We start from the raw sequence: 23,894 nt of genomic DNA, 5'->3' as shown, positions 1-23,894 counted from the left end.
ATGTCCGAGACAACCACCCCCGAAGTGAACCCGGCTGCCCGTCGCACCGCCGTTGGCGCCCGCCGTCCGTTCTACCGTCGTCGCAAGTCCTGCCCGTTCTCCGGCCCGAATGCGCCGAAGATCGACTACAAGGATGTGCGCCTGCTGAGCCGCTTCCTCTCCGAGCGTGGCAAGATCGTGCCGAGCCGCATCACGGCTGTTTCGGCCAAGAAGCAGCGTGAGCTGGCACAGGCGATCAAACGCGCCCGTTTCCTCGCCCTGCTCCCCTATGTCGTGAACTGAGGAGAGCAACATGTCCCAGACCGCACTGATCCTGCTGCAGCGGGTCGAGCATCTCGGCCAGATGGGTGACCTCGTGCAGGTGAAGCCGGGTTATGCCCGTAACTTCCTTCTGCCGCAGGGCAAGGCCATGCGTGCCACGGCCGAGAACAAGAAGCGTTTCGACACCCAGCGCGCCCAGCTGGAAGCTCAGAACATCAAGAAGCGCGAAGAGGCTGAGCGTCTTGCCGAGCGGATGCATGACCTGTCCGTGGTCATTATCCGTCAGGCCGGTGACAGCGGCAGCCTGTATGGCTCCGTTTCCACCCGTGACATCGCCACTGCCGCTACGGAAGCCGGCCTGACGGTTTCCCGTCAGCAGGTTGTTCTGGCGCACCCGATCAAGCAGCTTGGCCTGACGGAAGCACGCATCGTGCTGCATCCGGAAGTGTCCATTCCGCTGATTGTCAACGTCGCCCGCTCGACAGAAGAAGCCGAGCGTCAGGCGCGTGGCGAGGAAATCGGCGTGCAGGAAGAGGATGAAAACATCCTTGGTGAACTGCAGGCCGAGAACGCCGCGGAAGAGGCTGCCGCTCCGGAAGAAGCCGAAGGCTGATTTCGCTGCAAGCACAACAGAAAAACCCGGCCGGGATCTTCCCGTGCCGGGTTTTTTTTGTTTCCGGTCCTGTAATCGTAGGGTACCCGGACAGAACCATCAAGAATTTCATGCATTCTGGCCGCATGAACAAAGGGAGGTGACATGAGACAGATACTGGATTTCGTCCTGAGGAAGTTTATCCAGACAGGGTCGCTGCGTGTTACTTACAGTGATGGCGTCGTCCGGACCTATCGTGGGTCCAAACCGGGGCTGGAAGCCGGCCTCCATCTGCTGACGAAACGTGCCGAACGGGCGCTTGTACTCAATTCCGGACTCGCTTTCGGCGAAGAATACATGGCGGGCGAACTTAAGCCCAAAGGATGTTCCTTTGAAACGCTTCTGACTGTCCTGATGATCAATATCGAGGATCAGGGGCATATATTCAGTGAACTAGAGGCGCGGTTCCGGTATGTAACCCGTGCTCTGAAGACGCTCAACTCCCTCAAGCGCTCCAGGCGGAATGTTGCGCACCATTATGATTTGAACGGCAGGCTGTACGACCTGTTTCTTGATAAGGATCGGCAGTATTCCTGCGCCTATTTCCAGTGCGCTGACATGACACTGGAAGAAGCGCAGGAGGCCAAGAAACGCCATATCGCCTGCAAGCTCAATCTGGATCGGCCGGGTCTTGAAGTGCTGGATATCGGCTGTGGCTGGGGTGGAATGGCCCTGACACTGGCAAAGGATTATGGCGCGCAGGTTCTGGGTATCACGCTCTCACGGGAGCAACTGGATGTGTCGCGGCGTCGGGCGAAGGAAGAAGGGCTGGACAAGCAGGTCCGCTTTGAATTGCTGGATTACCGTAAGATCAGGCATCAGTTCGACCGTATCGTTTCTGTCGGGATGTTCGAGCATGTGGGACAACCGCAGTTCGAGCGGTTCTTCAACCAGATCAAGGCCTGTCTCAGACCCGATGGCGTTGCGCTGATTCATTCCATTGGCCGGATGGACGGGCCGGGGACGACTAACCCCTGGATCCAGAAGTATATCTTCCCTGGGGGTTATTCGCCTGCCCTGAGTGAGACACTTGCCGCTGTCGAGAAAAGTGGACTGTGGGTGACGGATTGTGAAATCCTGCGGCTGCATTATGCACGTACCATTGCGGAATGGCGCAAGCGTTTCGATGCCAACCGCGACAGGATTCTTGAAATGTATGACGAGCGCTTTCTGCGCATGTTTGAAATGTATCTTGTTGGTAGCGAACTGGCATTTCGCGTGCAGGGACACATGAACTTCCAGCTTCAACTGACACGCTCGATCGACGCGGTTCCGTTTACACGTGACTATATGTTCGATCGGGAGCGGGAAAAGACGCCAGCCTGAGAGGTTACATCCGGCTGGCGAGATATAGTTTCGCCAGCCGGGCGAATTCCGCCACGCTCAGGGTTTCGGCCCGTCGTGTGGGTTCAATCCCTGCTTGGGATAGCAGACTCTCCCCGCCAATGGCTTTGAGAGAAGAGCGCAGCATTTTACGGCGCTGCCCGAAAGCCGCTGCGGTTACCTGCTCCATGGCCCGGAACAGGGATGCAGAAGGCTGTTCCGTATGTGGGATCAGGACTGCAACGGCGGAGTGAACTTTCGGCGGCGGAGAAAACGCGCCGGGTGGAATGCGCAGCGCAACGGTACAGGACGCACACCACTGAGCCAGAACGGCCAGTCGTCCGTATGCTGAGCTACTTGGTTCGGCACAGATGCGTTCCGCGACTTCCAGCTGAAACATCAGGGAAAGCCGTTCCCATTCCTTGGCCTGCCGCAGCCAACCGACCAGAAGGGGCGTCGCAACGTTATAAGGCAGGTTGGCGATGATCTGTCGGGGAGCGGGAGCGAGAGCGGCCGCATCCAGTTTCAGAGCGTCCTGCCGAATGATGTTCAGTCGTCCGGGATAATGCGCTGCCAGTTCTTCCAGCAGAGGCCATGCCCGTTCATCAATTTCGACGGCATCGATCTGACGGGCAGGGGTATCCAGCAGAGCGCGCGTCAGACCACCGGGACCCGGGCCGATTTCAACGACGGTACGGCCTTCCAGATTGCCGCCTAGACCTGCGATCCGGGCGCAGATACCCGGATCAAGGAGAAAGTGCTGGCCGAGAGATTTTTTTGCATCCAGCCCATGAGCCTGAATGGCTTCTCGCAGGGAAGGCAGCGTCATTTCAGTGTAGGCCGGGCTTGGCAGCCGGGCGCATATCGATGACGGCCCGGCGATGGAGGTCACGCTGGAGTTGGCGGGACGCCTGTTCGACATGTTCGTTCATCAACTGATCAGCGATCTCGCTTGGAGACTGCTGGGCAAGGTTCTTCTGCTGCCGGTTACAGATCATGAGAAGCGCAATACCGTCCGTGGAGACCAGCGGACGGCTGACATGGTTAAGGGGGAGAGGCTCAAGAATAGCCCGCATCTGTGGCATCAGACGCTCCATGATCTGGGCTCCCGGATTGCTCGGACGTTTTTCTCCGAGCGATTTGTTCAGTTCTTCCATCTCGGGGCAGCTGTGAACGGTCTGGATGGCATGTGTGGCCTTCTGAAGGGCCAGCTTCTGTTGATCGGTTGGATTCTGCGGATTCAGCGGCGTATCGAAAGGAAAGAAGACCTGTCGCAGATCAAGGAGAGTACCGAGCTGTTTACCCACGACGCGCTTGGCCTGCACTGTGGCGATCACGAAGCCGCCCGCAACCTGAATGGGATTCGAGATAGCGCCGATCGGCATCTGACGAACGATGCTGACGACCTGCGGGTCAAGGTTGTCTTCCTGCATCCAGCCCATCGAGCCGCCATCGAGCGCGGATTGCGCTTGGGAAAACTGCGCGGCTACGATCGGGAAGGGGGCCCCTTCGCGAAGCTCGTTGATGATGGTCTTGGTGAAGGCCAGTTCGCTTTCGTCATGCCGCGGGTCGGGCACGGGGACGAAAATCTCGCTCATCATGTATTGCGGGCGGCCCTGCTCGGCCTGAAGGGCTTCCTCACGCTGGGCGATCTGCGTTGCGGTGATGCGGCCCTCGGCCCCAAGCTGCTCCCGCAGAACTTGCATCCACCCGATCTGTACGCGGATCTGGTCAATGAGCGTGGTCAGGGAGACGCCGTCAGAGGCAAGACGGTTACGCAGGGCATTCTTGGGCATGCCGTTGCGCTGTTCGATGTTGCTGATGGCAGCTGCGATCTGCTCAGGTTCGACATTGATATGACGTCTGAGGATTTCCTGTGTCTTGAGCCGCTCATCAATCATCTGGTTGATGATCTGGCCGCGCATGCGCCCCATGATCTCGGAGCTGACGGGCAGACCGGTGGACAGCACGAACAGTTTGGCGCGGTTGTCCACGTCACGCTGTGTCAGGACCTGTCCGTTGATAACCGCCAGAATTTGATCTTCCGGTGGGGGACGGACCGGTTCCGCCGGTTTTTTGGTCCTGTCGTCTTTCGTGGTTTTTGCGTCGGCATCGTCAGCCTGGGTAGTGGCATGATGATGGGGTCTGGCCATGACGGGCATGGCGGCAGAAAATGCCAGAAGGGCAGCCAGGGCCGTAAATGCGGTACGAGAGGTCTTGGACATGCTCAGCCGTTGATTCCGAATGTGCCGATCGTTTTGAACGTGAAATTGAACAGCACCGTGGTGTTCCGCTGTTCACCGCCAATACGGGTATATTGCTTGATGTACATCACATCCAGCCCGAAACAGTCATTGGCATAGCCAATCGTCGCGCCATTCGCGACGAACTGTTTCCTAGAGAGGCTGCGACGGAAAAATGCGGAGGCGTGGTATTGGCGCCAGTGCGTGGAAACGCCGCCGGTAATTTCGCTGGTCTTGACAACATAGGGAGCGTTCACACCCTGCGTCCGGTAATCAGTCGCGTAGTAATAATACGGCGTGACGGGGGCATAGACATAACCGGCCGTGAAGCGCAGAGCCGGAATGCCGGTGCTCAGCAAGCCTTCGCCGTAATCGAACTGGCGGGTCCAGGGATTATACCGTCCACGAGCCGTTACATCCACATACTGGTTGGGCGTGACACGGACACGGCCGACCGGATCAGAAAGATGATGGTCCAGCCCGGAATAGGGAATACGGTTATGGTCGATGTGCTGCTGAAAACTCTCACCAAAGAGGGCATCCACGGAATGACCGTTCCACGTCCAATTCTGGTGAATGCCGACATTGCCGCGCAGGCCACCGTCAAGACGGTCCGTACCGAGATAGCGGTTGAGGGAAAACAGCGTCGTATCCGTAAATTCGTAGGACAGGCTGTCTTCATTCGGCATGCTGCGGTTGGAGGAATTGCCGGTATTTGGTGCTGCAATCGCCTGAATGATGGGTTCGAAGATCTGGGAGCCGTGTCCCTTGGCGAAGCTGCGCAGGAACGGCCAGTTCATTTTCATGGCGATGGTCGGGAGAACCTGTCCGGACACCTGACTGCCATGGGCGGGATAATAGGTCGGCTGCTGGTACAGGCTGGTGGCGTGATAAACGTTGGAATCCAGTCTGGCCGTCAGAAGCCACTGCTGGCCGAGACGGTTATGGAACGGCCGGTCCCACTGCATCTGAAGCTCGCCGCGTTGATCAGAAACACCGTTCTTGCGCCACAGGTTGAAGTCCGTAGTGTGCAGACTGAAGCGTCCGCCCAGAATATCCGGTTGTCCCTGAAAATCATAGGAAAGGCGCGGGAGCGCCCAGGGCAGGTCGGCGTTGCGGATGGTACCTTGGTTCAGGCCCTGATAGGCCTGTCCGTCAAAGCGCAGATAGGAGCCGACGCCATAGCCTTCGATGAAGACGTTGGAGTTCAGCATTTCCTGACCGTAACCCGGCACGCGGTAATCACGCATGTAGTTGGCGGTACTGGCGAGGTTGATGTTCGCGCCAGCCTGCCAGTTGCGGTTGATGGCAAAGTCACCGCGGGCGAAGACGTACCCTTGGATGCCGTATTCGTTCGTTGAACCGGATTCATTACCGAATGCGTTTGTGAACTGGCTTTCGTGATGCGTGTCGTAAGCGATGCCACCGGTGATATCGACCTGTCCGAAGTTCATACGGTTGCGATATTCGCTAGTCAGTTCGGGGCCTGTCTTGCTTGAGAACAGGCCACGGACAGTGAGATCCTGCTGCTTGTCGATCGCCCAGAAATACGGAATCGTGACATAGGTGCCGAGATAGCGGTCATGCGGGCTGACGCCAGGCATCAGGAAGCCGCTCTGCCGCTTGACGGAGGGATCCGTCATGGAAAAGAACGGAAAATAGAAGACCGGAAAGCCCAGCATCTTCAGCCAGGCATGGTCAAATTCAATGCGCTTGTGCTCGACGTCCTGGGTGGCGTCATAAGCCTGAAACTGCCAGAAAGGCGGGGCGTCCGGCTTCTTTTCACAGACCTGACAGGCTGTATAGACGGCATGTGAAAGGTCATTCAGCAGACCATTGGTGCGACGCATTCCGCTGCCGGCCAGTTTGGCATTGTCTTCCATGCGGATGTAGATGGCGGTTCCGATGCCGTCATGCATGCCATGGCTGAACTCGATGTAATCCGCGTAGGTCGTGCTGCCATCCGGCTCCACAATGGCTACATGACCTTTGGCCGACAGAACACCTGTGTTGCGGTCATAAGTGATCTTGTCCGCACGCATGGCGTGGTCGCCCTGCCAGACGCGGACGTTCCCCTTCCATGTGACTATACCATTTTTGGCATAGCTTTCACGGTCGGTGAGATAGGTCATGGGGTCGCTCTGGGAGGTCGGTCGGCCCACGACGATGATATGCGTGTTGGCACGCTGTGTTGTGTTGGCGAGCATGTCTTGGGGTGTCACAAGCGCCGAAGTGCCGACCAGGGCAGCTCCCGCGAGAGAGGCACGTCTGCGGACACGTTTGGGGAGCCACGGGGGCACCGTCATCAACCATCCTCCATGTGCAGCAGAAGCGCGACGGCAAGGCAGAGGCCTGCCCCGGTCGGCGCCCAGGCCGCTAGTACCGGTGGCAAGGCCCCGGATTCACCAAACTGTTCAGCCACTTTCGAAACGGTGAACAGTGCAAAGCCTGCAGCAATCCCCGATCCAAGCATCCGGGCCACACCGCCGCGTCTTGCGGGACGCATCGAGAACCCTGCCGATACCAATGCCATGGTCCCTGCCAGAATGGGAAGTGCCAGCAGGGATTGGAAATGCAGCCTGTGACGAATTGACGGAAACCCCGACCGTTCTAGCAGATGGATGAAACTCGGCAATGCGAAAACCGACAGGGTATCAGGCGAGGCGAAACTTTCCTGCACGCGACTGACGGTCAGGTCGGACGGCAGGGTCAGTTCTCCGATCTGCTGAGGCATATGATCGGGCCGCAGCAGGGAGGCGCCATGCAGCGTCCATTCCCGGTTGGCCAGTTCGCCATGAGGCGCCTCAACGCGGACGATCAGGTGATCATGATCGTCCAGCCGGAAGATCGTCACACCGGAAACCAGAAGATTCTTGTGATCGAGATGCACATCCAGAGCATGCAGGATCGCCACGCCGTGCGGAACTAGCCCGTCATCTGCCTGTCGCAGCCACAGGACACCGCCTTTCAGGGTCAGAGGACCGCCACCCGTCCTGAGATAGGTCTGATCCAGCATTTCCGCCTGTCGGAACATGCTGGACGACAGAGCGGAGATGCCCGTCGTTGTCAGTAAACCGAGCAAAATGGCGCAGGACAGCGGACTGGCCAGAAACTGCCAGGCCGAGATCCCGGCTGCCCTGGCCACAATCAGTTCGGAGGAGCGTGTCAGGCGCGAAAAGCAGACAATTCCGCCCAGCAGGATTCCGAAAGGCAGGACGTAAATGACGTAATAGGGAATATGAAGGGCGGCGATTTCCACGACCAGGCTTGTCGGCACGTTGGGTTTCGTGGCAGCGCGACGCAGCAGGTCGATGAAGTCGAACAGCGAGACCAGACCGGTCAGCGCCATCACCATGGCAATGGTGCTGAAGGTGAAGTGGCGGGCGATATAGACGGCAAGTGTCGTTGAGAAACCGGCATGTCTGTCGCGGGAGCGTAGGAGATGCAGAAAGGACGCCACCCAGGCACGTTTGTCTTCCATGGCGGAAGGGGATGCCTTCATAAGGGTTTCCCTTTTTCCGGCCGCGTACCGGTCCATTGCTCAGCGAACAGAAGGCCAGCGCAGACGATTGCAGGCAGGAGGGCTTCGATCCAGATCAGGGGCACGAGTGCAAGGTTCCGTCCGGCGAGATTCTGAAGCATCAGGGAAAGCGCTAGCAGTCCGACAACGGTCAGGATGGCGGTCAGAGGGCGGGTGATGTTGCCATGACGCGAGAAAGCGCCGCGCAGTACCGTGACCAGGCCAATCATGGCAAAGGACAGGACCGTCAGGGGCGAGGTCAGGCGGTGCCAGCCTTCCACGGCGAACTTGCCCCGGTCACGGGCCGAGACTTCGTGTGGGTCAGGATGGAACAGTTCATGCAGGGACATTTCCGCCGCGTCCCGGTCCTCGTGGTTGTTCTGACGGGATGAGGTCAGGTCGATCGTGTTACGTCCAAAGGTCAGGACATTGAGGCGTCCGGTATGACGGTCGATCTCTTCACGTGAGCCATTATAAAGCACGACACGCGGTTTGTCGTTCACGACCACCATCGTGCCCCGTTCGGCGAGGATTGTCGTATGGGCGTCGGGATCGCGGTCATCTTCCACCAGGACACCATAAAGCTGTCCGTTGCTGTCGCGGGAGCGGACATAGACCGTCATGTCACTGGAAATGGTGGTGAAGACTCCATCCTGAAGCAGGAACGCCGCCATTCGGTTGCGGATCTGAAACTCGTAACGGTGAAAGGCGTGGTAGGAAACGGGGGCCAGCCAGAGCGTCAGCGTATAGCAGAACAACACGGAAAGCAGCGCGCAGAGCAGGCCGGGGCGCGCCAGTTCAAGCGGAGAGCGCCCCGCGGCCCGCATCACTGTCAGCTCCCGGTCCCCGGACATGCGCTGGTACACGAACAGGACCACCAGAAAGGTCGTGATGGGCAGGATAACCGCCACGAAGGACGGGAGCATCAGCGAAGTCAGTTGGATGAAGACGCGCAGGGACAGTCCATGCTGCACGACCATCGAGACGAAATGCAGGGACTGGGTCAGCCAGATTAGCGCCACGGCGCCCCCCGTCAACGCCAGAAGCGCAATTAGCAGCTGACGGAGAACATACTGGTCGAGGAGCGGCAGACGGTGCCGTCCGGAAATGCCGGGGGATGAGGCCATGGCCTTTCATCTATCCTGAGCGTGTGACGGGAGGAAGGCGGAAAACGGAAAGAGTTACTATCTGAGATAGATTGCCCGGTCGACAGGCGTATGCCGGGTCAGTGTGTGATAGAACTGCGTAGCGGCAATTCCGGACAGAAGTCCTGCTCCGACGGCGAAAATAAGCGCCATTCGGCGATAGGGGCGATAGGCCCGCTGGGTGACCAGTTCGCTCTGGAGGACATACTTGTCCATCTGGGTGCGGTCGAGGGTCTGGTGAGCCGTGCGGAGTTCGACGCGAAGACGACGTTCTTCCCGCTCCAGTCTGGTGATCTGGTCGCGGAGTGCTTTCTCGCGCTCGGCATTTCCCCGGCGCTCCGGGTCAGAGGCGAGGCTGGCGAACAGGTTCTTGAGCGCCCCGCCAGTTACTCCGCTGCGTCGCGCCCGGCTTCTCACTGTTTCCAAAGCCGCCTGGGCCTGACCAGGCTGTTCGTCAAGGACGAGCGCCAGAATGTCAGACAGGACCTTGATGTCTTTCGGGTCGAAGGACTGCACCATAAATCAGGACGCCATGTCCGGCCCGCGTGGCTCTGCAGCACGGCGCAGACGGTCGCGAATGGCGAGGCCAAGATCGTGGCGCGGGACAGGCTGGACGGCAATCCGTTTCAGGCCGCGGCGTGTGCCTTCCGTGTCGAGAAAACGCAATCCGGCAAAAAGGCGGGCGGCTGCCTGCTCCAGATCTTCCGTTTCGCTCAGGTTCCATGTCGCGCCGGCGCCAAGCAGGGGTTTGCCGAACGCCAGCAGCGCTTCGTCCGGTTCAACGGACGTCACGTCCAGACGAACGGGCAGGGAAGGCGCGTAATGCGAGGCGAGACGGCCGGGGGACGCCGGGAGAACCTCTGTGAAGTCGTCGGGATGATGGACTTTCCCGATAACTTCGGTCAGGGCCTCGAGTGTGATCCCGCCGGGCCGGAGCAGAACGGGCGTTTCCCGCGTCAGATCAAGCACGGTGCTCTCCACCCCGACGGAGCAGGGACCGGAATCGAGGATGGCGTCGATTTTTCCGTCCAGCGAGCGCAGGACATGCTGGGCATCGGACGGGCTGACCGTTCCCGAGACGTTGGCTGATGGGGCAGCGACGGGCAGACCGACCTCCCGCAGGAGAGCCATGGCCGTTTTTCCCCGTGGAACACGCAGGGCCAGCGTTTCCAGCCCGGCGGCCGCAAGATCAGAAATGGTAGAGGTTGGGGAGCGGGGCAGGACCAGCGTCAGGGGGCCGGGCCAGAATTTCGCGGCCAGGATGTGGGCCAGTTCTTCTGTTCGACCGCTCAGGCTGGCCTGTGCGAAGGCGCTTTCCGCATCGGGCAGGTGGCTGATGAGCGGGTTGAAACGTGGACGGCCCTTGGCGGCGAAGACCCGTGCGACTGCGCGGTCGGATGTGGCGATGGCGCCAAGGCCGTAGACGGTTTCCGTTCCGAAGGCGACAAGCCGTCCTTCGCGAAGCAGTTCGGCAGCACGGCGGATTCCGGCTGTATCGGCAGAAAGAAGTTCGGTTTTCAGCTGATCCGTCATGCACGTCCTCCCGTGCAGTAAAAGGAACCGTTGCGTCGTTCCGGCTTGCCGTAGCGCAGGGGCTGACCGCTTTCATCCAGCAGAGCGCCCCCTGCCGCTTCGAGGATGGCCTGCGGGGCGGCCGTGTCCCATTCCATGGTCGGTCCGAAACGGGGGTAGAAGTCCGCATCTCCTTCCGCCACGCGCATGAACTTCACGGACGAGGCCATCTTGACGACGGAGCTGACCTTGCGTCCCGCCAGCCAGCGGTTGAGCAGTTCCGTATTGCCATGATGGCTGGAGGCCAGGACGCGCAGCCCTTCCGGTGGAGGGGCTGCCGTATGGATTGGCTCGCTCCGGCCATTTTCGAAGCGCGTGGCGCCCAGACCGTCACCGCCCGTGTAAATCTGTCCGTATCCCGGGAGTGCCACGACGCCCAGAACGGGACGATCTCCACGGACAAGCCCGATATTGACGGTAAAGTCCCGCCCTCCGGAGGAAAAACCCCGCGTCCCGTCCAGCGGATCGACCAGCCAGTAGGTGTCTCCGGTGCTGACCTGGATTCCGGCCGACATCTCTTCTTCCCCGATGGCCGGAATGGACGGACATGCCGCTCGCAGGCCGGCAAGGATGTGCTCTTCGGAAGCGCGGTCAGCTTCCGTGACGAGAGAGGCGTCTTTCTTCAGTTCCGTGTGAAAGCCACGGGCGCGGATGTCGTTGATAATGGTCGAGGCTTCCGATGCCAGACGGAAGGCCAGGGCAAGCAGGGCGCGGTCGTCATCAGGGGAGACCGCTGGACGGGGATCTGAGCTCATTGTCGCAGGCTACTGCATGAAAGGCTTTTCGTCATGAGGAAAGCCCATGGATTTGATGAGGGAAAAAATACACCCGCTCTGTTCCTCCCGGACTGTTGTTCCGGGTCAGGCTGCGGGCAGCCTCCCCCTTGTGTGGTTGGTCGCTGTTTCCGATAACGGGAGTACAACTTGTTCCCTTGCTGGCAGGATCATCATGCTCGACATCACGTTTGATTCATTTCCCTCTCTCAATGCGGCATCGCCCGTTGCGGTGGCTCTTCTCTGTCAGGGGGCGGACAGCCTTGAAGGTGGCGTTTTCCAGACGCTGGATGACGCCTGTGACGGGGCGCTGTTGCGTGCGGTTGCGCTGAAGGGCTTCACCGGGGAGAAGGGCAAGAGCCTGTCCCTTCTGGCGCCGTCCGAGGCGTTGACCCAGATCGTTCTGGTTGGATGCGGTGGCCGGGCTGGCGAAGCGGCGAATGCAGTTGATGTCGAGAATGCAGCCGGAACGGCGGTGAAGGCCATTGAAGGTGTGGCTAAGGGCATTCTGGCCCTGACGGATGGGCTCGAGCCGTTTGCTCCGGAAGCGGCACTGGGGGCACGTCTGGCACGGTATGATTTCGATCTGTACCGGACCAGGAAGGCGGCTTCCGGGCCTGCGCTGGAAAGCCTGAAGGTTGCTGTTTCGGATGCTGAAGGGGCAAAGGCGCGTTGGACAGTCCTGGAGGCGGTATCTCAGGGAATTTTCCTGACCCGGAACCTTGTTAGTGAGCCGGCGAATATCCTTTATCCTGAGGTATTTGCGGAGAGAATTGAAGGTCTGCGTGAACTTGGTCTCGAGGTGGAAATACTGGACAGGGACCGGATGGAAGAACTGGGTTTCGGGGCGCTGCTGGGGGTAGCTCAAGGCAGTTCCCGCGCGCCGCGGACGGTGATCCTTCGGCATCGGGGCGGTGGCGAGGAAGCGCCGCTGGCCTTTATCGGAAAGGGCGTGACGTTCGACAGTGGTGGTATTTCCATCAAGCCTGCGGCCGGCATGGATGAAATGAAGACCGACATGGGTGGCGCGGCCACGGTTGTCGGGCTGATGAGCACGCTGGCGCGGCGGAAGGCGGCGGTCAATGCGATCGGTGTTGTCGGGCTGGTGGAGAACATGGTCTCCGGTGATGCACAGCGTCCGGGGGATATCGTGAAAGCCTATGACGGGCAGACGATCGAGGTTCTGAACACCGATGCGGAAGGGCGGCTGGTTCTGGCGGATGTGCTGTCCTATGCGCGGGACCGTTTCAAGCCGAAACTGATGATCGATCTTGCGACCCTGACCGGCGCGATCGTGGTCAGTCTCGGTTATGAGAATGCGGGATTGTTCAGCAATGACGATGCGCTGGCGTCCGGACTGTTCGGCGCCGGGCAGGAGGTCGGGGAAGGGCTGTGGCGGATGCCGATGGGTGAGGCCTATAACCGGCAGATCGACTCCGACATCGCGGATATGAAAAATATCGGTGGGCGGCCGGGCAGCGCCATTCTGGCGGCGGAGTTCCTGAAGCGGTTCGTGGGTGAGACGCCGTGGGCGCATCTGGATATTGCCGGAACGACCTGGAAAAACACGGCATCGCCTATCGCGCCCAAGGGGGCGACAGGCTTTGGCGTGCGGCTGCTCGACCGGTTCGTGCAGATGCACGAGCATAATGGCCGCGTGTGAACGTCGGGTTCTATCATCTGACGCGCACGCCGCTTGAGGAGGCGCTTCCGGCCCTCCTCGGCAGGACGCTGCAGGCCGGGGAGCGTGCGGTCGTGCGTTGCCCGGATGCGGCGGCGGTTATGGCGCTCGACACCGCGCTCTGGGCCTGCCGCGATCCGGTGTGGCTGCCGCATGGGACCGCGAAAACAGGGCATGAGGCCCGTCAGCCGATCTGGCTGACGGACGGGTCGGACGTGCCGAACGGGGCACGTTTCCTGTTCCGGGTGGATGGTGCGGGGGAGGATGATTTCCCGTCTTTTACCCGAGTCTTTGATCTTTTTGACGGCGGAAATCCGGACTCTGTCCAGCGGGCGCGGAAGCGCTGGGTTCTGCTGAAATCGGCGGGATACGAGCTTGTGTACTGGAAGCAGGAAAGCCGGGGCTGGAAAAAGGCCGGGTAGGGCGTTCAGCGGTCAGGCGTGGTCATGAGCGGTATCTCTGCTATATTCACGGGCACTGACATTTCACAGGACAGGATGCCTTACTGTGTCAATTGCTTCGATTTCTTCCGCCTCGCCGGGTCATACTGACCTCCGTCGTGTCGATATCAATCCGGACTACTGGTATCCTATTGCCTGGTCCAAGGATGTAAAGCGGGGGAAAACCGTCGGGCGCCGCTTCGGAAAGCATCCGATCGCGCTGGTCCGGCCGGAAGAGGGAAGCGTCTTTGCCTTGGAGGACCGCTGCGCGCATCGTCAGGTGCCGCTGAGTCTGGGCAAGGTGAGCGGTGAGGCGGTCCAGTGCTGCTATCATGGGTGGGCCTATGGCCGCTCGGGGCGGTGCATCGACGTGCCTTATCTGGGCAAGGGCAAGCTGCCGAATGGTGTGAAGACCTATCCCTGTCGCGAGGTGGGGGGGATGATCTTCATTTTCCCCGGGGATGCGGAAAAGGCGGAGACGACACCGCTGCCGAAGCTGGCGCAGGTTAGTAATCCGGCGTTCAAGACGCGTCTGTTCAGCCCGCAGGTGAAATGTCACTACACGTTCCTGCACGAGAACCTGATGGACATGAACCATCAGTTCCTTCACCGGCGGCAGATGGGGCAGATCCGGGCCCGTTTCCTCGGGCAGGACGAAGGCGAGAACTTCATCGAGGCACGGTACAGTTTTGCGCGGACGGGCAACCAGCAGCCGCTGGCGGAACGCCTGATCTTCGGCAAGCATCACGATGATCCGACGCGGGAACAGCCGGTCGAGGAGGTTGTCAGCATCCGGACGACCTATCCGTATCAGACGCTTCAGATCCACGATAAGGACGGGGATCTGATCATGGATCTGTTCAGCGTCTATGTGCCGAATTCGGCGGATGGGAAAAGCACCCAGACGTTTGGTCTGCTGTCCGTTCTGCGGCCCCAGACGCCGTTCCTGATCGATCTGATCTGGCCGGCGCTGGGTGTGTTCACCAACCGGATCTTCGAGGAAGACCGCCAGATCATGGAACTGGAGCAGAAGGCGTGGAACGAACTGGGCGGGGACCATAACGTCGAGGTCTTCCCCATCGTGAAGAAGCTCCGCGCCCTGCTGGTCCGGAACGGGGTGCCTCCGGAAGGTGTGCCGGAGGCCGTGGAGAAAAATGAGGAACAAGAGCGCCCGCGTATCGTTGTGTGACGGAACAGCGAAGGAGAATCCCCGATGAAAACCGTCACATTACGGAACGGAACGACAGTGCCCGCCCTTGGTATGGGGACGTGGAACGTCGGGGACAGCGCGGGACGCCGCCCCGATGAGATCAGGAGCCTGCAGCAGGGGCTGGAGGCCGGGCTGCGGGTGATTGATACGGCCGAGATGTATGGTAACGGCCGCTCCGAGAAGCTTGTGGGGGAAGCGATCGCCGATGTGCGGGACGAGGTTTATCTCGTCAGCAAGGTGGTGCCGTCCAATGCGTCTTATGACGGGGTTCACAAGGCGTGCCGCCGGTCCCTGAAGCATCTCGATACGGACTGGCTTGACCTTTACCTGCTGCACTGGCGCGGCGGGACGCCGCTTGAGGAGACGATCCGGGCGTTCCGGGAGCTTCAGGATGACGGGCTGATCCGGGGCTGGGGAGTGTCGAACTTCGACGTGGACGATATGGAGGAGATCGAAAGTCTCTCCGATGACTGTCTGGCCAATCAGGTTCTCTACAATCTGGAGCATCGCGGCACGGAGTTCGATCTTCTCGAGCATGACCGGAAATCCGGTACGGTCACGATGGCCTATTCCCCGCTCGGGCAGGGAGGCGAACTGCTGGACCATCCGGCGCTGAAGGAAGTCGCATCCCGGCATGAGACCTCTCTCGGCCCGGCGGATGCCGCGCAGATCGCGCTGGCCTGGGTTCTGCGGCGGCCCAATATCCTGGCCATTCCGAAAGCCGGGTCTCCGAAGCATGTTGCCGGAAACATCGCCAGCATGGAGATCACGCTGACGGACGACGATCTGAAAACGCTGGATGCCGCTTTCCCTCCGCCGAAACGCAAGGTATCTCTCGCCATGATCTGATGGCCGTGATTTGATACGGGCCATCTCCACCCTGATGCCCGGATCGAACCCTGAATACCTTTCTTGCACAGTTCTATACGGATCCGGTTTCCCTCGCCCTTGCTGTCCTGTGTTTTCCGGCTTCTCTCAAGGCTGACCGTGACAGCAGGGCCGGGAAAGGATGGATTGTTCTTGTTGCGGCGCTGGTGGCCGTACTGTGTGTGTCACCGGTGGCCCTGGCCGTGGCGCTGGGTGTGCTGCTGACGCAGGAGCGGGAAAGCTGCCCTGCCGTCTGGAGCGTCCCGGCGCTTTTGCTGTCCGTGCTGTTTCCTGACCGCACGATTGCGCTTCTGGCGCTTTTCCCGGTTCTGTACTGGCCTGCGCTGGTCAGTCGGGACGGGGCTCTTTTTCCCGTTTCTGGCAGTCTGCTGGCCGTGGCGATGCTGTGGCATGCCATTGTGCTCGATCCGCTGACCTGTGTGGTGGGGATCGGGGGGCTGACGGTTGTGCTGCTGGCGCGGGCGGTGCTGACGGCCCGTGTTCCGGGCGATCTGGGCCTGTTGCGTCCTCCTCTACTCATGACCCTGATCGTGGTGGCGGAGGTGCAGGGGCTGGCGACGACCGCGCGTGTCGCGACGGAAGCGATGCTGCTGGATCTTGTGCTGCTGGCGCTGTCCGTGCCTGCTGCGCGTCTTGTGCCGCTGCTAATGTGTCTGCGGCTGCCGTTTCCGCCTTTTCCCGGTTTTATTGTGTTGTGGCTGGGCATTCATGCTGCGCTGGGGCTGTCGGCGGGGATGGATGGCTGGAGTGTGGTCGGCGTGCTGGTGGCGCTGCTGATTGGCGTGCTGTCGTTGACGGATGTGCTGACGGTTGGCCGTCGCCCCGGACAGGGAGAGTTTCCCGTGCAGCCGGGGGGCGCCGTTCTGGCTCTGGCGGGAAGCGTGCTGCTTCTGCCGGTGGTGGTTTTCGGCTGTGTCAGTCCGGTGCTGAATTTCATGGGGGGTGACTGGGTCTGGCCGGTCTGGTCGGTTGGCGGTGGGGACGGAGCCCATCTGCGGCTGATGGCCGTGATGATGCTGATGGGGCTGTTCTGGCTGGTGCTGGTGCGGCCCTGGCGGGTGCGGAACGGGCTTGTCGAGGGCGCGGCGGCGCTTCTGCCCGCGCTGGACCGTCTGGCGGGCGCGGAAAACGGACTGTTCGAGGAAACGCCGTCCCTGTCCTGGGCGGTGCGGCGGCTGATCGTGGGGGGAAAGGCGCGCCTGAGGGCTCTGGCGGGTCTGCGCTCGGTGCGGGTGCCTGACATGCGGCAGTCCGCGATGGGGCTGTGGCTGCTTCTGCTCGGGCTGGTTCTGGCGATGCTGGGGCTGATGTCATGATGGGACAGGTGGCTCTGGCAGGGATGGAGAGCCTGCTTCAACTGGTTTTCCTGCTGGTTCTGGCGCCTGTCTGCGGATGGATGCTGGACGTGCTGCCGCGCTGGCTGAACGGGGAAGCGGTGATCGGGCCGGGGCAGCGGTGGCGTCAGGCCGCGCGGTTCTGGCGGTTGCTTTCCGTGGCGCCGCTTCCGCCGTCATTCGCCCTGTGTCTGGCGGCCCTGCTTGTGGTGTTGCTGGCGCTTCCCGCGGTGACGACGGGGACGGCCCTGATTTCCCTTGCGGACCCGCTGATGATGGGGACGCTGCTGCTGTCCGTCCGTCCGCTGTTGGGGCTTGTGACCCTGCGTGAGGAAGTCCGGCGCATTCTGCCCGCCCTGCTGGTCCTGTGTCTGACGGAAGCGCTGGTTGCGCTTGGCGCACCGGGGGCGGATGGTCTGGGTGGTCTGGCGGCGATGCTGCATATCGAACCGGTTCCCGGACTGGAGGGTGCGCTGGTGGCCTGTGCGCTCGCGCTGGGCATTGCCTGTCCGCCTCTGCGATCGGGTGACGTGACACTCATGATGGGTGCGGTGCGCGGGCGCGAGACACGGGAAGCGGGGCGGGTTCTGGCGGATGTGCTGAACTGTGGCTGGGTTCTGCTTCTGGCGGATCTTGCCCTGCCCATCAGCATCGGTCTTGCCGGGCAGGGGATGGTTGGCTGGTGCGCCGGGCTGGGGGCGCTCTGGGGGCGGATGCTGCTGGCGGTCCTGGTTCTGACGGGGCTGCGTCTGACCGGACAGGAGCGAAGTGGACGCCTGACTGCCCTGTTTGCGGGGTTTGCCCTCCTGCTGGCGCTGGCCGGGAGGTTTGCGACATGATTGCCGGATTTGGACTTCTGCTTCTGCTGGCTCTGGCCGGGCTGGGGAAGGATGGTCGCGGTTTGCCGCTGTATGGGCTGGTCTGTGCCTTTGCCGGAGGGACCGTCTCGGGCGGGACGTTCGCGCTGCTCGCCGCCATTGCTCTTGTGGGGCTGAATGTCGGGGCGTGGGCATGGCTGCGGCGGTTTGCGCCTGAGACGCCGGATGAGCAGGCGGTTCTGCCGGTTCTGGGGACGTTGCTGCTGCTTCTGGCGCTGGGTGTGTCGGGGGCGAGTCTGGGTCTTGTGCCGGCGCTCGGGGCCGGGGCTGTTCTGGCGGGGCTGTGCGGGGCTGCGTTTGGTGCGCCGCTCGTCCAGTTCACGGCGCTGCTGCGCGCGGCGGACGGGCTGATTGTCATGGCCTGTGTTTTGCAGTCTTGGGTGCTTTTTGGTGCGGCGCTGGCGTTCTGGGCGGTGCTGGGTGCGCTGGGTGTGACGCTGCTGCCCCGGCTGGCCTGGCGCAGGGTGGAGGAAGACTGAAGATGCATCCGCTTGCTCCTATTGGCACCCTGTTTGCCGTGACTGTCTGGCCTTTGCTGGCCGCTCTGCTTCTTCTCCTGACGCCTGAAAACCGCCAGACGGCGAGCAGCATGACGTTCAGTGTGGCCGGCGTCATTATGACGCCGCTGGCTGTCTGGCTTCTGCCGGGGGTCGATGCGCTGGCGGCGGCGGCTTCGAGCGTCGTGGCTTTCATGCCGCTGCTGCTGCCGCCCGCGGAGGACCGGACGGGGCGTATCCTGCCGTTTCTGGTGACCGGTTGTGCGCTGCTGGCGCTGAACGTCCATTCGGCCTTTGCGGTGACGGTTCTGTGCGGGGCCGGGACGGTCCTTCTGGCCTGGCGGGAAGGGCGGGGAACGCGCAGGGCCGCGATCGTGTGGGACATGGCGCGCAGCCGTCTGGGGGGTGTGGTGCTGGCGGTTCTGGGTGCTGCGCTGCTGCCGATGGAACAGTCGCCGCTGGGGGCGGTGCTGCTGACGGTGGGGCTGTGCATGATGGCGGGGCTGGGGCCGTCTCCGGTTGCCGGGCCGGAAGCGGCGTTGCTGGATACCGGTCTGCGTTTTGCGGCCCTGATGCTGATGTTGCGGATGAACAGTCACCCGCTGGTGCATCTTCTGGTGCTGGTGGCGGGATTTGGCACGCTGGTGATGACGGTTGTGGCGCAGCGGACGGAGCGCGTGGTTTCGCTGCCCACACTCTCCGCGCTTGGCGCCATTGCGGCGGCCGTGAACGAAGGCGGGGCGATGATCCTTCTTCTCGTTTCCGCGCTCGGGCTGGCGTTCATGGATCTGCGTCATGAAGGACGCAGCGCGGAAGCCCTTGCGGCGGGTGGTGCGCCCTGGCCGGTTTTCTGTGCGCTGGTCGGGATCGGCCGTTCGCTTGATCCGGGGGCTCTGGTGCTGCTGGTGCTGTGTCTGCTGCCGGGGCTGATGGCGGTGCGGACCATGCGTCTCCTTCCTCTGCGGGAAAAGGGACGGCGTGGTGTAGGGCCGATGGTGGAACTTGCGCTTCTGGTCTGCGGGTTGTGCGGGCCGTTCGTTCTGGTCTGGCATCCGGTGGCGGGGTGGCGGCCATGAGGGAGATGGCGTCCATTCTGCGGAGCGGGGAGCGTGTTGCCCTGTCGCACTGGCATCTGGATGCAGGGCAGTGGTCCGCGCTGCTGGGGGCTTCTGGGCCTGCGCTGCCGTTCGTGTCCTGCTGGGCGGATGAAAAGCGGGTTTATGTCCTGCTTCTGGAGGGGGACTGTCCGCTGATGGCCAGTACGGCCATTGAGGACAGGCGGTATGTTGCGCCATCGAGCCGTTTCCCTGCGGCGGAATGGGGAGAGCGCGTGGCGTATGACCTGTATGGGGTCGAGGCCATGGCGTCATGTGGGGAGGGGTTGCCGGCTCTGGATGAAGGGGGATGGGAGGCGACCTGGCCGCTGTCGTCCCGGCCCGGGCCTGCGGCTGGCATGTTACGGCCTCTGGGGGGGCGGAACTGGCTGCTGCCGGAGCGTTCGGGGCTGAGCGGGCCGGTGGGGCTGTCTTTTGATGTTGTCCGCAGCCGGGTGGAGAAAGTCCGGATCAGCGCGGGGCTGGCGCATCGGGGGATTCTGGCGCGCATCATGGGGAAGACGCCGGAGGAGGCTCTGCCGGTCATTTCGCGTGTGACGGCGGGGGGATTTGTGGCGCATCCGCTGGCGTTTGTCCGGGCTGTTGCCCAGGCGCGCGGGCTGCGGCCGGGGCCGGGTGTGCGGGACTGCTGGATGCTGCTTGCAGAAATCGAGCGTATTTCGATGCATCTGTTTGATATGGCGCGGACGGCGCGGGCCATGGATGCCGGGATTCTGGCGACGCACTGTGATCATGCGCGGGAGGCCGTGGCCTTGGCGTGTCAGGACTGCGGAGTGCCGCGTCGCCTGACGGATGTGGTGACGTGCGATGGGTTCCGGGTCGGGCTGGAGCCGGTGCCGCTGGCTCAGGCGGTGCATGATGCTGTTGCGCCCCGGTTGACCGGATTGCGGGAACTGTGCCGTGTGTTCGGGCCGCGTTTGCGGGGGGTGGCGGTGCTGACGCCTCAGCTGGCGGAGGATTTTGCGGTCGGGGGTGTGACGGGGCGGGCGAGTGGCCGGGCGCTGGACATGCGGCGGCGGGAAGCGGGGATGCGTCTGGATGCCCTGCGCTCCACCGGGGCCAGTGCGGGCGATGCGGAGGCGCGTGATGCTGTCCGTCTGTCGGAAATCCGGGACTCGCTGACCCTGATCGAGCGTATTCTGGCGAGTATTGGCATGGACGATGACGAGCCTGCGCCGGAGAAGACGGATGAGGGTATTGGTGTGGCGGAAGGGCCGCGTGGGGATGTGTGGTACTGGGTGCGTCTGAAAAACGGGCGCATTGATGGCGTGCAGAGCCGTGACCCGGGTGTGTCGCTTCTGCCTGTTCTTGGGAGGATGCTGCGCGGGCATCCGCCGGAGATGCTGTCCCTGGCTCTGGAATCGGTGGCTCTGTCGCCTGCGGGAGTTGCGTTGTGAGTGACCATCGTCCCGGTCCGGTGACGCTGCTTCAGGCTTTTCTGGACGCTTCCCGCTGGCGGCCTTCCGCTGAGCATTCTGTGCGGCGTGACCGGCTCATCGGGTTGTATGTGCTGGAGACGGGGGGGTGCGAAGGCTGTTTCATGGAGGTGGAGGCGCTGTGTGGCAGTGCGTTCGCGCTGGAGCGGTCCGGTTTCCGGCGGGTTATGGACCCGGTTGATGCGGACTGGCTGCTGGTGACGGGGGCCTTGACCCGGAACTGTGTGGATATGCTGAATCGGGTCTGGCGTGAGATGCCGCCCGGCCGCAGCCTTGTTGCGGTCGGGGGGTGTGCTGTGGATGGCGGGCCGTTTGCGACGAACTATGCGGTTCTGGGCGGTCTCAGGGCTCTGACGGCCGTCCGGCGGATGATTCCGGGCTGTCCGCCTTCGCCGCAGGACATTCTGCTGGGGCTTCAGGAACTGGCGGAGCGCTAGGCTCAGGGCCCATTGATTTGAGTGTGGAAATCTGTTTTAGCCTCCGTGAGGAGACTGGGAATGAGCGACCTGTACTGGCTGACGGACGAACTGATAGAGCGTCTGCAGCCACCATATTCTGGTTATGGTGGCTGAATCTAGATTGTAACGGTACTATACTGTCGCCTATGAGGGAAGACAGTCAGTATGGGAGAACTAGGAAGTGGGATTGTCCGGGACGTTGCGGGATCTCATGGGATCTAAAACGGCGATTTCCCGGGCGCGATGTGACGGTCGCCCAGAAAGAGGCCGTTTGAAGCGATTTGCCTTCGGTGATCCAGTTCAGGCGATAGAGACAAACAGTTTGGAACCGGAACCGGCATTTAGGCTTCGTGGCTTAGCGCCGTTTGAGAAGTGTTTTAGGACGCTTTAAGACCGAGAAGCCTTTCCGCCTGTCGTTCCGAAAAGTAATCCACGGTACAATAATCTAACGGGTATCCGGATAGGTATCCATCCAGGTCATCCTCTATGATCGCCTGCGTGAGCCTATCATTGCGCTTACGGCAGAGTTCTTGCTCCATGGGAGAAGCGTCGTCGCAAGCAAGACGCGCAATGAAGCGCGCGTTAGGATCAAATTCTAGGATAGATCTAAAGTTACGCATGTCTGAAATTGCTCGGGTCATCATGGTAGCCTGCCCCACCCAAGCCTGAAAAAATACATCCACAGGTACTTGTACTTGTTTGTCTACGCCGTAACTCTTCCAAAGTTTTGGGCGTCCTCCTTTATTGTCGAAATCCGCAACTACATTTTCCATCCATGGCCAACGAAATTCCGATAAAAATAGATAATTTCGAACAAAGTCTCGTAAATATTTCGGGTCTCCAGACATAATGTCGAGCCATGCAACTTCATCGATCCTAGATTGATAATCTGGTAAGCATATAAATTTCAGATACGAGTGATTTTTTACTCTGTCGAAATCGGCTTCGTCAGGTGAAAACTTATGTCTATCTTCGATTTTGTAAGGTCGCGGCTTCGGATTAGATAAAGATGCGCCAAGATTGAAGAACTCAATCATCGGAGTGTCCTTCTTGATTTTCGGAGCGGCCATCAAATTGCTGAGCCCATTCTCCAAAGTACTTTCCCGATAATTTTTAGGGGGGCTTCTCCGTCAGCCCAGAGGCGGCGAGCCGTTTTAGCTTCTATTATTTGAGGCTTGAAGCGTGGGTTGTCACTTATAACTTCGATATTGCCGTCCAAGTGTCGATTTAGGCGTTTGACTAGAACTTCGTCATCCGCACGGATGGCATAGACGCTTCCGGAGATTACAGATTGGACGCGCGTGTCTACGAGGAGCGTGTCTCCATCTGACAGGGTTGGCGCCATGCTGTCGCCGGATACGTCCACGGCGATCAGGTGCGGGGCTGCCGCAATGATTTCCTTGGGAAGCAAAAAGCGAGGCAGAGCAAGGAATGATGGAATAATTTCCTGAGTATACTGGGCTATTGATCCATGCCCTGCGGAAAGCCGAACCTCATATTTCGGGAACTCGATGACTTCCGTGAGAGGCTGCGGCTCTCCAGTCTTCCCGTCTATAATTGTCTCAATTCCACGCATGATGGAAGGCAGCGCTAATCCGCTTTCAACACCAGTAATTAGCCATTCCAGAGATACGCCGCAGGCATCTGCTAACTTATATGCTGCACTAATACGCATCTCACGCCCCGCTATGTAGGCGTTCAAAGATGCCAGCGGCACATTTGCGCGTGCAGCGACCTGCTGATTGCCGCCAGCGTTTTTTACGGCTCTCCGAAGCCGCTCACTCGGAGTATCGGCTTCGGAGTTCCGATCCGAAACTGCGAAATCTTGTTCTGAAGATTTTTTTGGCTTTTCAGGCATTGAGAAACAGCCCTTTGTCGGACTTATCCACAAAAATGCTCACCGAAGAAACTACGAAACGAGACTTTGTGCTTGCTGAGAGTTTCGGATTGTGTATTCTCACCGTCAATCCTATCGAGCAAACGGGACCGCGAAAGTTCCCGGTGATGGGGGTCAAGAAAAGGGGCGGCTGGCACCGCCCCGGTCGAGGAGAGTTATCATGGCACGAAAGCCAAAAGGAATGCACCCCGAGGAGATCGTGGCGCACTTCCGTATGAAATACGGCAGCCTGAGCGCTTACGCAAAGAAGATCGGGAAAACGGTTCATGCCGTGTCGAACGCGATCCGCCAGCAGGGATATTCCCTGCCGATCCAGCGCCTGGTCGCAAAAGACATGAACATGTTGCCGCATGATGTATGGCCTGAGTGGTTTCTGTATGACGGCACGCCCGTCTCCGTTCGTGCTGGTCGGATTTCTACTGTGGAATCCTCTGCTGATCTTCGTAGAAACGGAGTGGCGGCATGAACGTCATTGAGATCCCGCTGTCACAGATCGAGGTCGGTGATCGTCTGCGGACGGTGGACCCGGCATGGGTCGAGTTCCTGGCGGCTTCCATTGCGGAGCGTGGGC

24 protein-coding genes are annotated in these 23,894 nt (G+C 60.7%); 14 read left to right on the top strand and 10 right to left on the bottom strand.

What is annotated here, in order from left to right:
• The 3 genes from rpsR (at position 1) to GMO_RS10310 (ending at position 2,239) form a co-directional block, all read left to right on the top strand.
• The gene (gene rpsR / locus GMO_RS10320) at positions 1–282 is read left to right on the top strand and encodes a 30S ribosomal protein S18 (protein WP_040509224.1); all 282 of its coding nucleotides are present in this window, start codon (positions 1–3) and stop codon (positions 280–282) included.
• Between the two features lie 10 nt (positions 283–292).
• Positions 293–874 (top strand): 50S ribosomal protein L9, encoded by a 582-nt coding sequence (gene rplI / locus GMO_RS10315; RefSeq protein WP_008852337.1) that lies wholly within the window; start codon positions 293–295, stop codon positions 872–874.
• A gap of 144 nt (positions 875–1,018) precedes the next feature.
• Entirely contained in the window at positions 1,019–2,239 is a 1,221-nt protein-coding gene (locus GMO_RS10310) for an SAM-dependent methyltransferase (protein ID WP_008852336.1), read from the top strand.
• Between the two features lie 4 nt (positions 2,240–2,243).
• Here GMO_RS10310 and rsmA read toward each other — a convergent pair whose 3' ends face one another.
• Genes rsmA through GMO_RS10270 form a run of 8 tightly spaced genes read right to left on the bottom strand, consistent with a single transcriptional unit; the run spans position 2,244 to position 11,471 of the window.
• Positions 2,244–3,065: a 16S rRNA (adenine(1518)-N(6)/adenine(1519)-N(6))-dimethyltransferase RsmA gene (gene rsmA, locus GMO_RS10305; RefSeq protein ID WP_008852335.1), complete on the bottom strand. Its 822-nt coding sequence runs from the start codon at positions 3,063–3,065 to the stop codon at positions 2,244–2,246.
• A 1-nt stretch (position 3,066) separates the two neighbouring features.
• Positions 3,067–4,461 carry a peptidylprolyl isomerase gene (locus GMO_RS10300; protein ID WP_008852334.1) on the bottom strand — a complete coding sequence of 465 codons (1,395 nt, stop codon included), beginning with the start codon at positions 4,459–4,461 and terminating at the stop codon, positions 3,067–3,069.
• A 2-nt stretch (positions 4,462–4,463) separates the two neighbouring features.
• On the bottom strand, positions 4,464–6,785 hold the full coding sequence (locus GMO_RS10295) for an LPS-assembly protein LptD (protein WP_040509219.1): 2,322 nt from the start codon (positions 6,783–6,785) through the stop codon (positions 4,464–4,466).
• Positions 6,785–7,981 carry an LPS export ABC transporter permease LptG gene (gene lptG / locus GMO_RS10290; protein WP_008852332.1) on the bottom strand — a complete coding sequence of 399 codons (1,197 nt, stop codon included), beginning with the start codon at positions 7,979–7,981 and terminating at the stop codon, positions 6,785–6,787. The genes GMO_RS10295 and lptG overlap by 1 nt, the downstream gene beginning before the upstream one ends.
• Positions 7,978–9,126, bottom strand: coding sequence for an LPS export ABC transporter permease LptF (lptF, locus tag GMO_RS10285; RefSeq protein WP_008852331.1), 1,149 nt, complete (start codon positions 9,124–9,126; stop codon positions 7,978–7,980). The genes lptG and lptF overlap by 4 nt, the downstream gene beginning before the upstream one ends.
• Positions 9,127–9,183: 57 nt before the next feature.
• Complete coding sequence (locus GMO_RS10280) at positions 9,184–9,663, bottom strand: hypothetical protein (RefSeq protein WP_008852330.1); 480 nt, start codon at positions 9,661–9,663, stop codon at positions 9,184–9,186.
• Between the two features lie 3 nt (positions 9,664–9,666).
• Positions 9,667–10,677 carry an L-threonylcarbamoyladenylate synthase gene (locus tag GMO_RS10275; RefSeq protein WP_008852329.1) on the bottom strand — a complete coding sequence of 337 codons (1,011 nt, stop codon included), beginning with the start codon at positions 10,675–10,677 and terminating at the stop codon, positions 9,667–9,669.
• Positions 10,674–11,471 carry a 3'(2'),5'-bisphosphate nucleotidase CysQ family protein gene (locus GMO_RS10270; protein ID WP_008852328.1) on the bottom strand — a complete coding sequence of 266 codons (798 nt, stop codon included), beginning with the start codon at positions 11,469–11,471 and terminating at the stop codon, positions 10,674–10,676. Before GMO_RS10270 ends, GMO_RS10275 begins: the two co-directional genes overlap by 4 nt.
• Before the next feature lie 193 nt (positions 11,472–11,664).
• Between GMO_RS10270 and GMO_RS10265 the strand changes: the two genes are divergently transcribed.
• The 10 genes from GMO_RS10265 to GMO_RS10220 all read left to right on the top strand — a co-directional run bounded on the left by GMO_RS10265 (position 11,665) and on the right by GMO_RS10220 (position 21,405).
• Positions 11,665–13,152, top strand: a complete 1,488-nt coding sequence (locus tag GMO_RS10265; protein WP_008852327.1) for a leucyl aminopeptidase — start codon at positions 11,665–11,667, stop codon at positions 13,150–13,152.
• Positions 13,149–13,592, top strand: a complete 444-nt coding sequence (locus GMO_RS10260) for a DNA polymerase III subunit chi (RefSeq protein WP_008852326.1) — start codon at positions 13,149–13,151, stop codon at positions 13,590–13,592. Before GMO_RS10265 ends, GMO_RS10260 begins: the two co-directional genes overlap by 4 nt.
• Before the next feature lie 85 nt (positions 13,593–13,677).
• Entirely contained in the window at positions 13,678–14,799 is a 1,122-nt protein-coding gene (locus tag GMO_RS10255; RefSeq protein WP_008852325.1) for an aromatic ring-hydroxylating oxygenase subunit alpha, read from the top strand.
• Positions 14,800–14,823: 24 nt separating this feature from the next.
• Positions 14,824–15,669: an aldo/keto reductase gene (locus GMO_RS10250; protein WP_040509216.1), complete on the top strand. Its 846-nt coding sequence runs from the start codon at positions 14,824–14,826 to the stop codon at positions 15,667–15,669.
• 185 nt (positions 15,670–15,854) lie between these two features.
• Positions 15,855–17,024: a hypothetical protein gene (locus tag GMO_RS10245; RefSeq protein WP_245528476.1), complete on the top strand. Its 1,170-nt coding sequence runs from the start codon at positions 15,855–15,857 to the stop codon at positions 17,022–17,024.
• The gene (locus tag GMO_RS10240) at positions 17,021–17,881 is read left to right on the top strand and encodes a hypothetical protein (protein WP_008852322.1); all 861 of its coding nucleotides are present in this window, start codon (positions 17,021–17,023) and stop codon (positions 17,879–17,881) included. Before GMO_RS10245 ends, GMO_RS10240 begins: the two co-directional genes overlap by 4 nt.
• The gene (locus tag GMO_RS10235) at positions 17,878–18,399 is read left to right on the top strand and encodes a hypothetical protein (protein WP_008852321.1); all 522 of its coding nucleotides are present in this window, start codon (positions 17,878–17,880) and stop codon (positions 18,397–18,399) included. Before GMO_RS10240 ends, GMO_RS10235 begins: the two co-directional genes overlap by 4 nt.
• Before the next feature lie 2 nt (positions 18,400–18,401).
• Positions 18,402–19,493 (top strand): hypothetical protein, encoded by a 1,092-nt coding sequence (locus GMO_RS10230; RefSeq protein WP_008852320.1) that lies wholly within the window; start codon positions 18,402–18,404, stop codon positions 19,491–19,493.
• A gap of 5 nt (positions 19,494–19,498) precedes the next feature.
• Positions 19,499–20,929, top strand: coding sequence for an NADH-quinone oxidoreductase subunit D-related protein (locus GMO_RS10225; RefSeq protein WP_008852319.1), 1,431 nt, complete (start codon positions 19,499–19,501; stop codon positions 20,927–20,929).
• A complete protein-coding gene (locus GMO_RS10220; RefSeq protein WP_008852318.1) occupies positions 20,926–21,405 on the top strand; it encodes an NADH-quinone oxidoreductase subunit B family protein in 480 nt (159 codons plus the stop codon). Before GMO_RS10225 ends, GMO_RS10220 begins: the two co-directional genes overlap by 4 nt.
• Before the next feature lie 398 nt (positions 21,406–21,803).
• Here the strand turns inward: GMO_RS10220 and GMO_RS10215 are convergent, their stop codons facing one another.
• Positions 21,804–22,463, bottom strand: coding sequence for a hypothetical protein (locus tag GMO_RS10215; protein WP_139064444.1), 660 nt, complete (start codon positions 22,461–22,463; stop codon positions 21,804–21,806).
• Between the two features lie 32 nt (positions 22,464–22,495).
• Positions 22,496–23,284 carry a LexA family transcriptional regulator gene (locus tag GMO_RS10210; protein ID WP_050801462.1) on the bottom strand — a complete coding sequence of 263 codons (789 nt, stop codon included), beginning with the start codon at positions 23,282–23,284 and terminating at the stop codon, positions 22,496–22,498.
• Between the two features lie 199 nt (positions 23,285–23,483).
• Between GMO_RS10210 and GMO_RS10205 the strand changes: the two genes are divergently transcribed.
• Positions 23,484–23,789 carry a helix-turn-helix domain-containing protein gene (locus GMO_RS10205; RefSeq protein WP_040509205.1) on the top strand — a complete coding sequence of 102 codons (306 nt, stop codon included), beginning with the start codon at positions 23,484–23,486 and terminating at the stop codon, positions 23,787–23,789.
• Positions 23,790–23,894 lie beyond the last annotated feature (105 nt).

The organism is Gluconobacter morbifer G707 (genome assembly GCF_000234355.1).
Taxonomy (GTDB): Bacteria; Pseudomonadota; Alphaproteobacteria; order Acetobacterales; family Acetobacteraceae; genus Gluconobacter; species Gluconobacter morbifer.
Note: the sequence above shows the minus strand (reverse complement) of the source record. Positions and strands in the feature narration are given on the sequence as shown.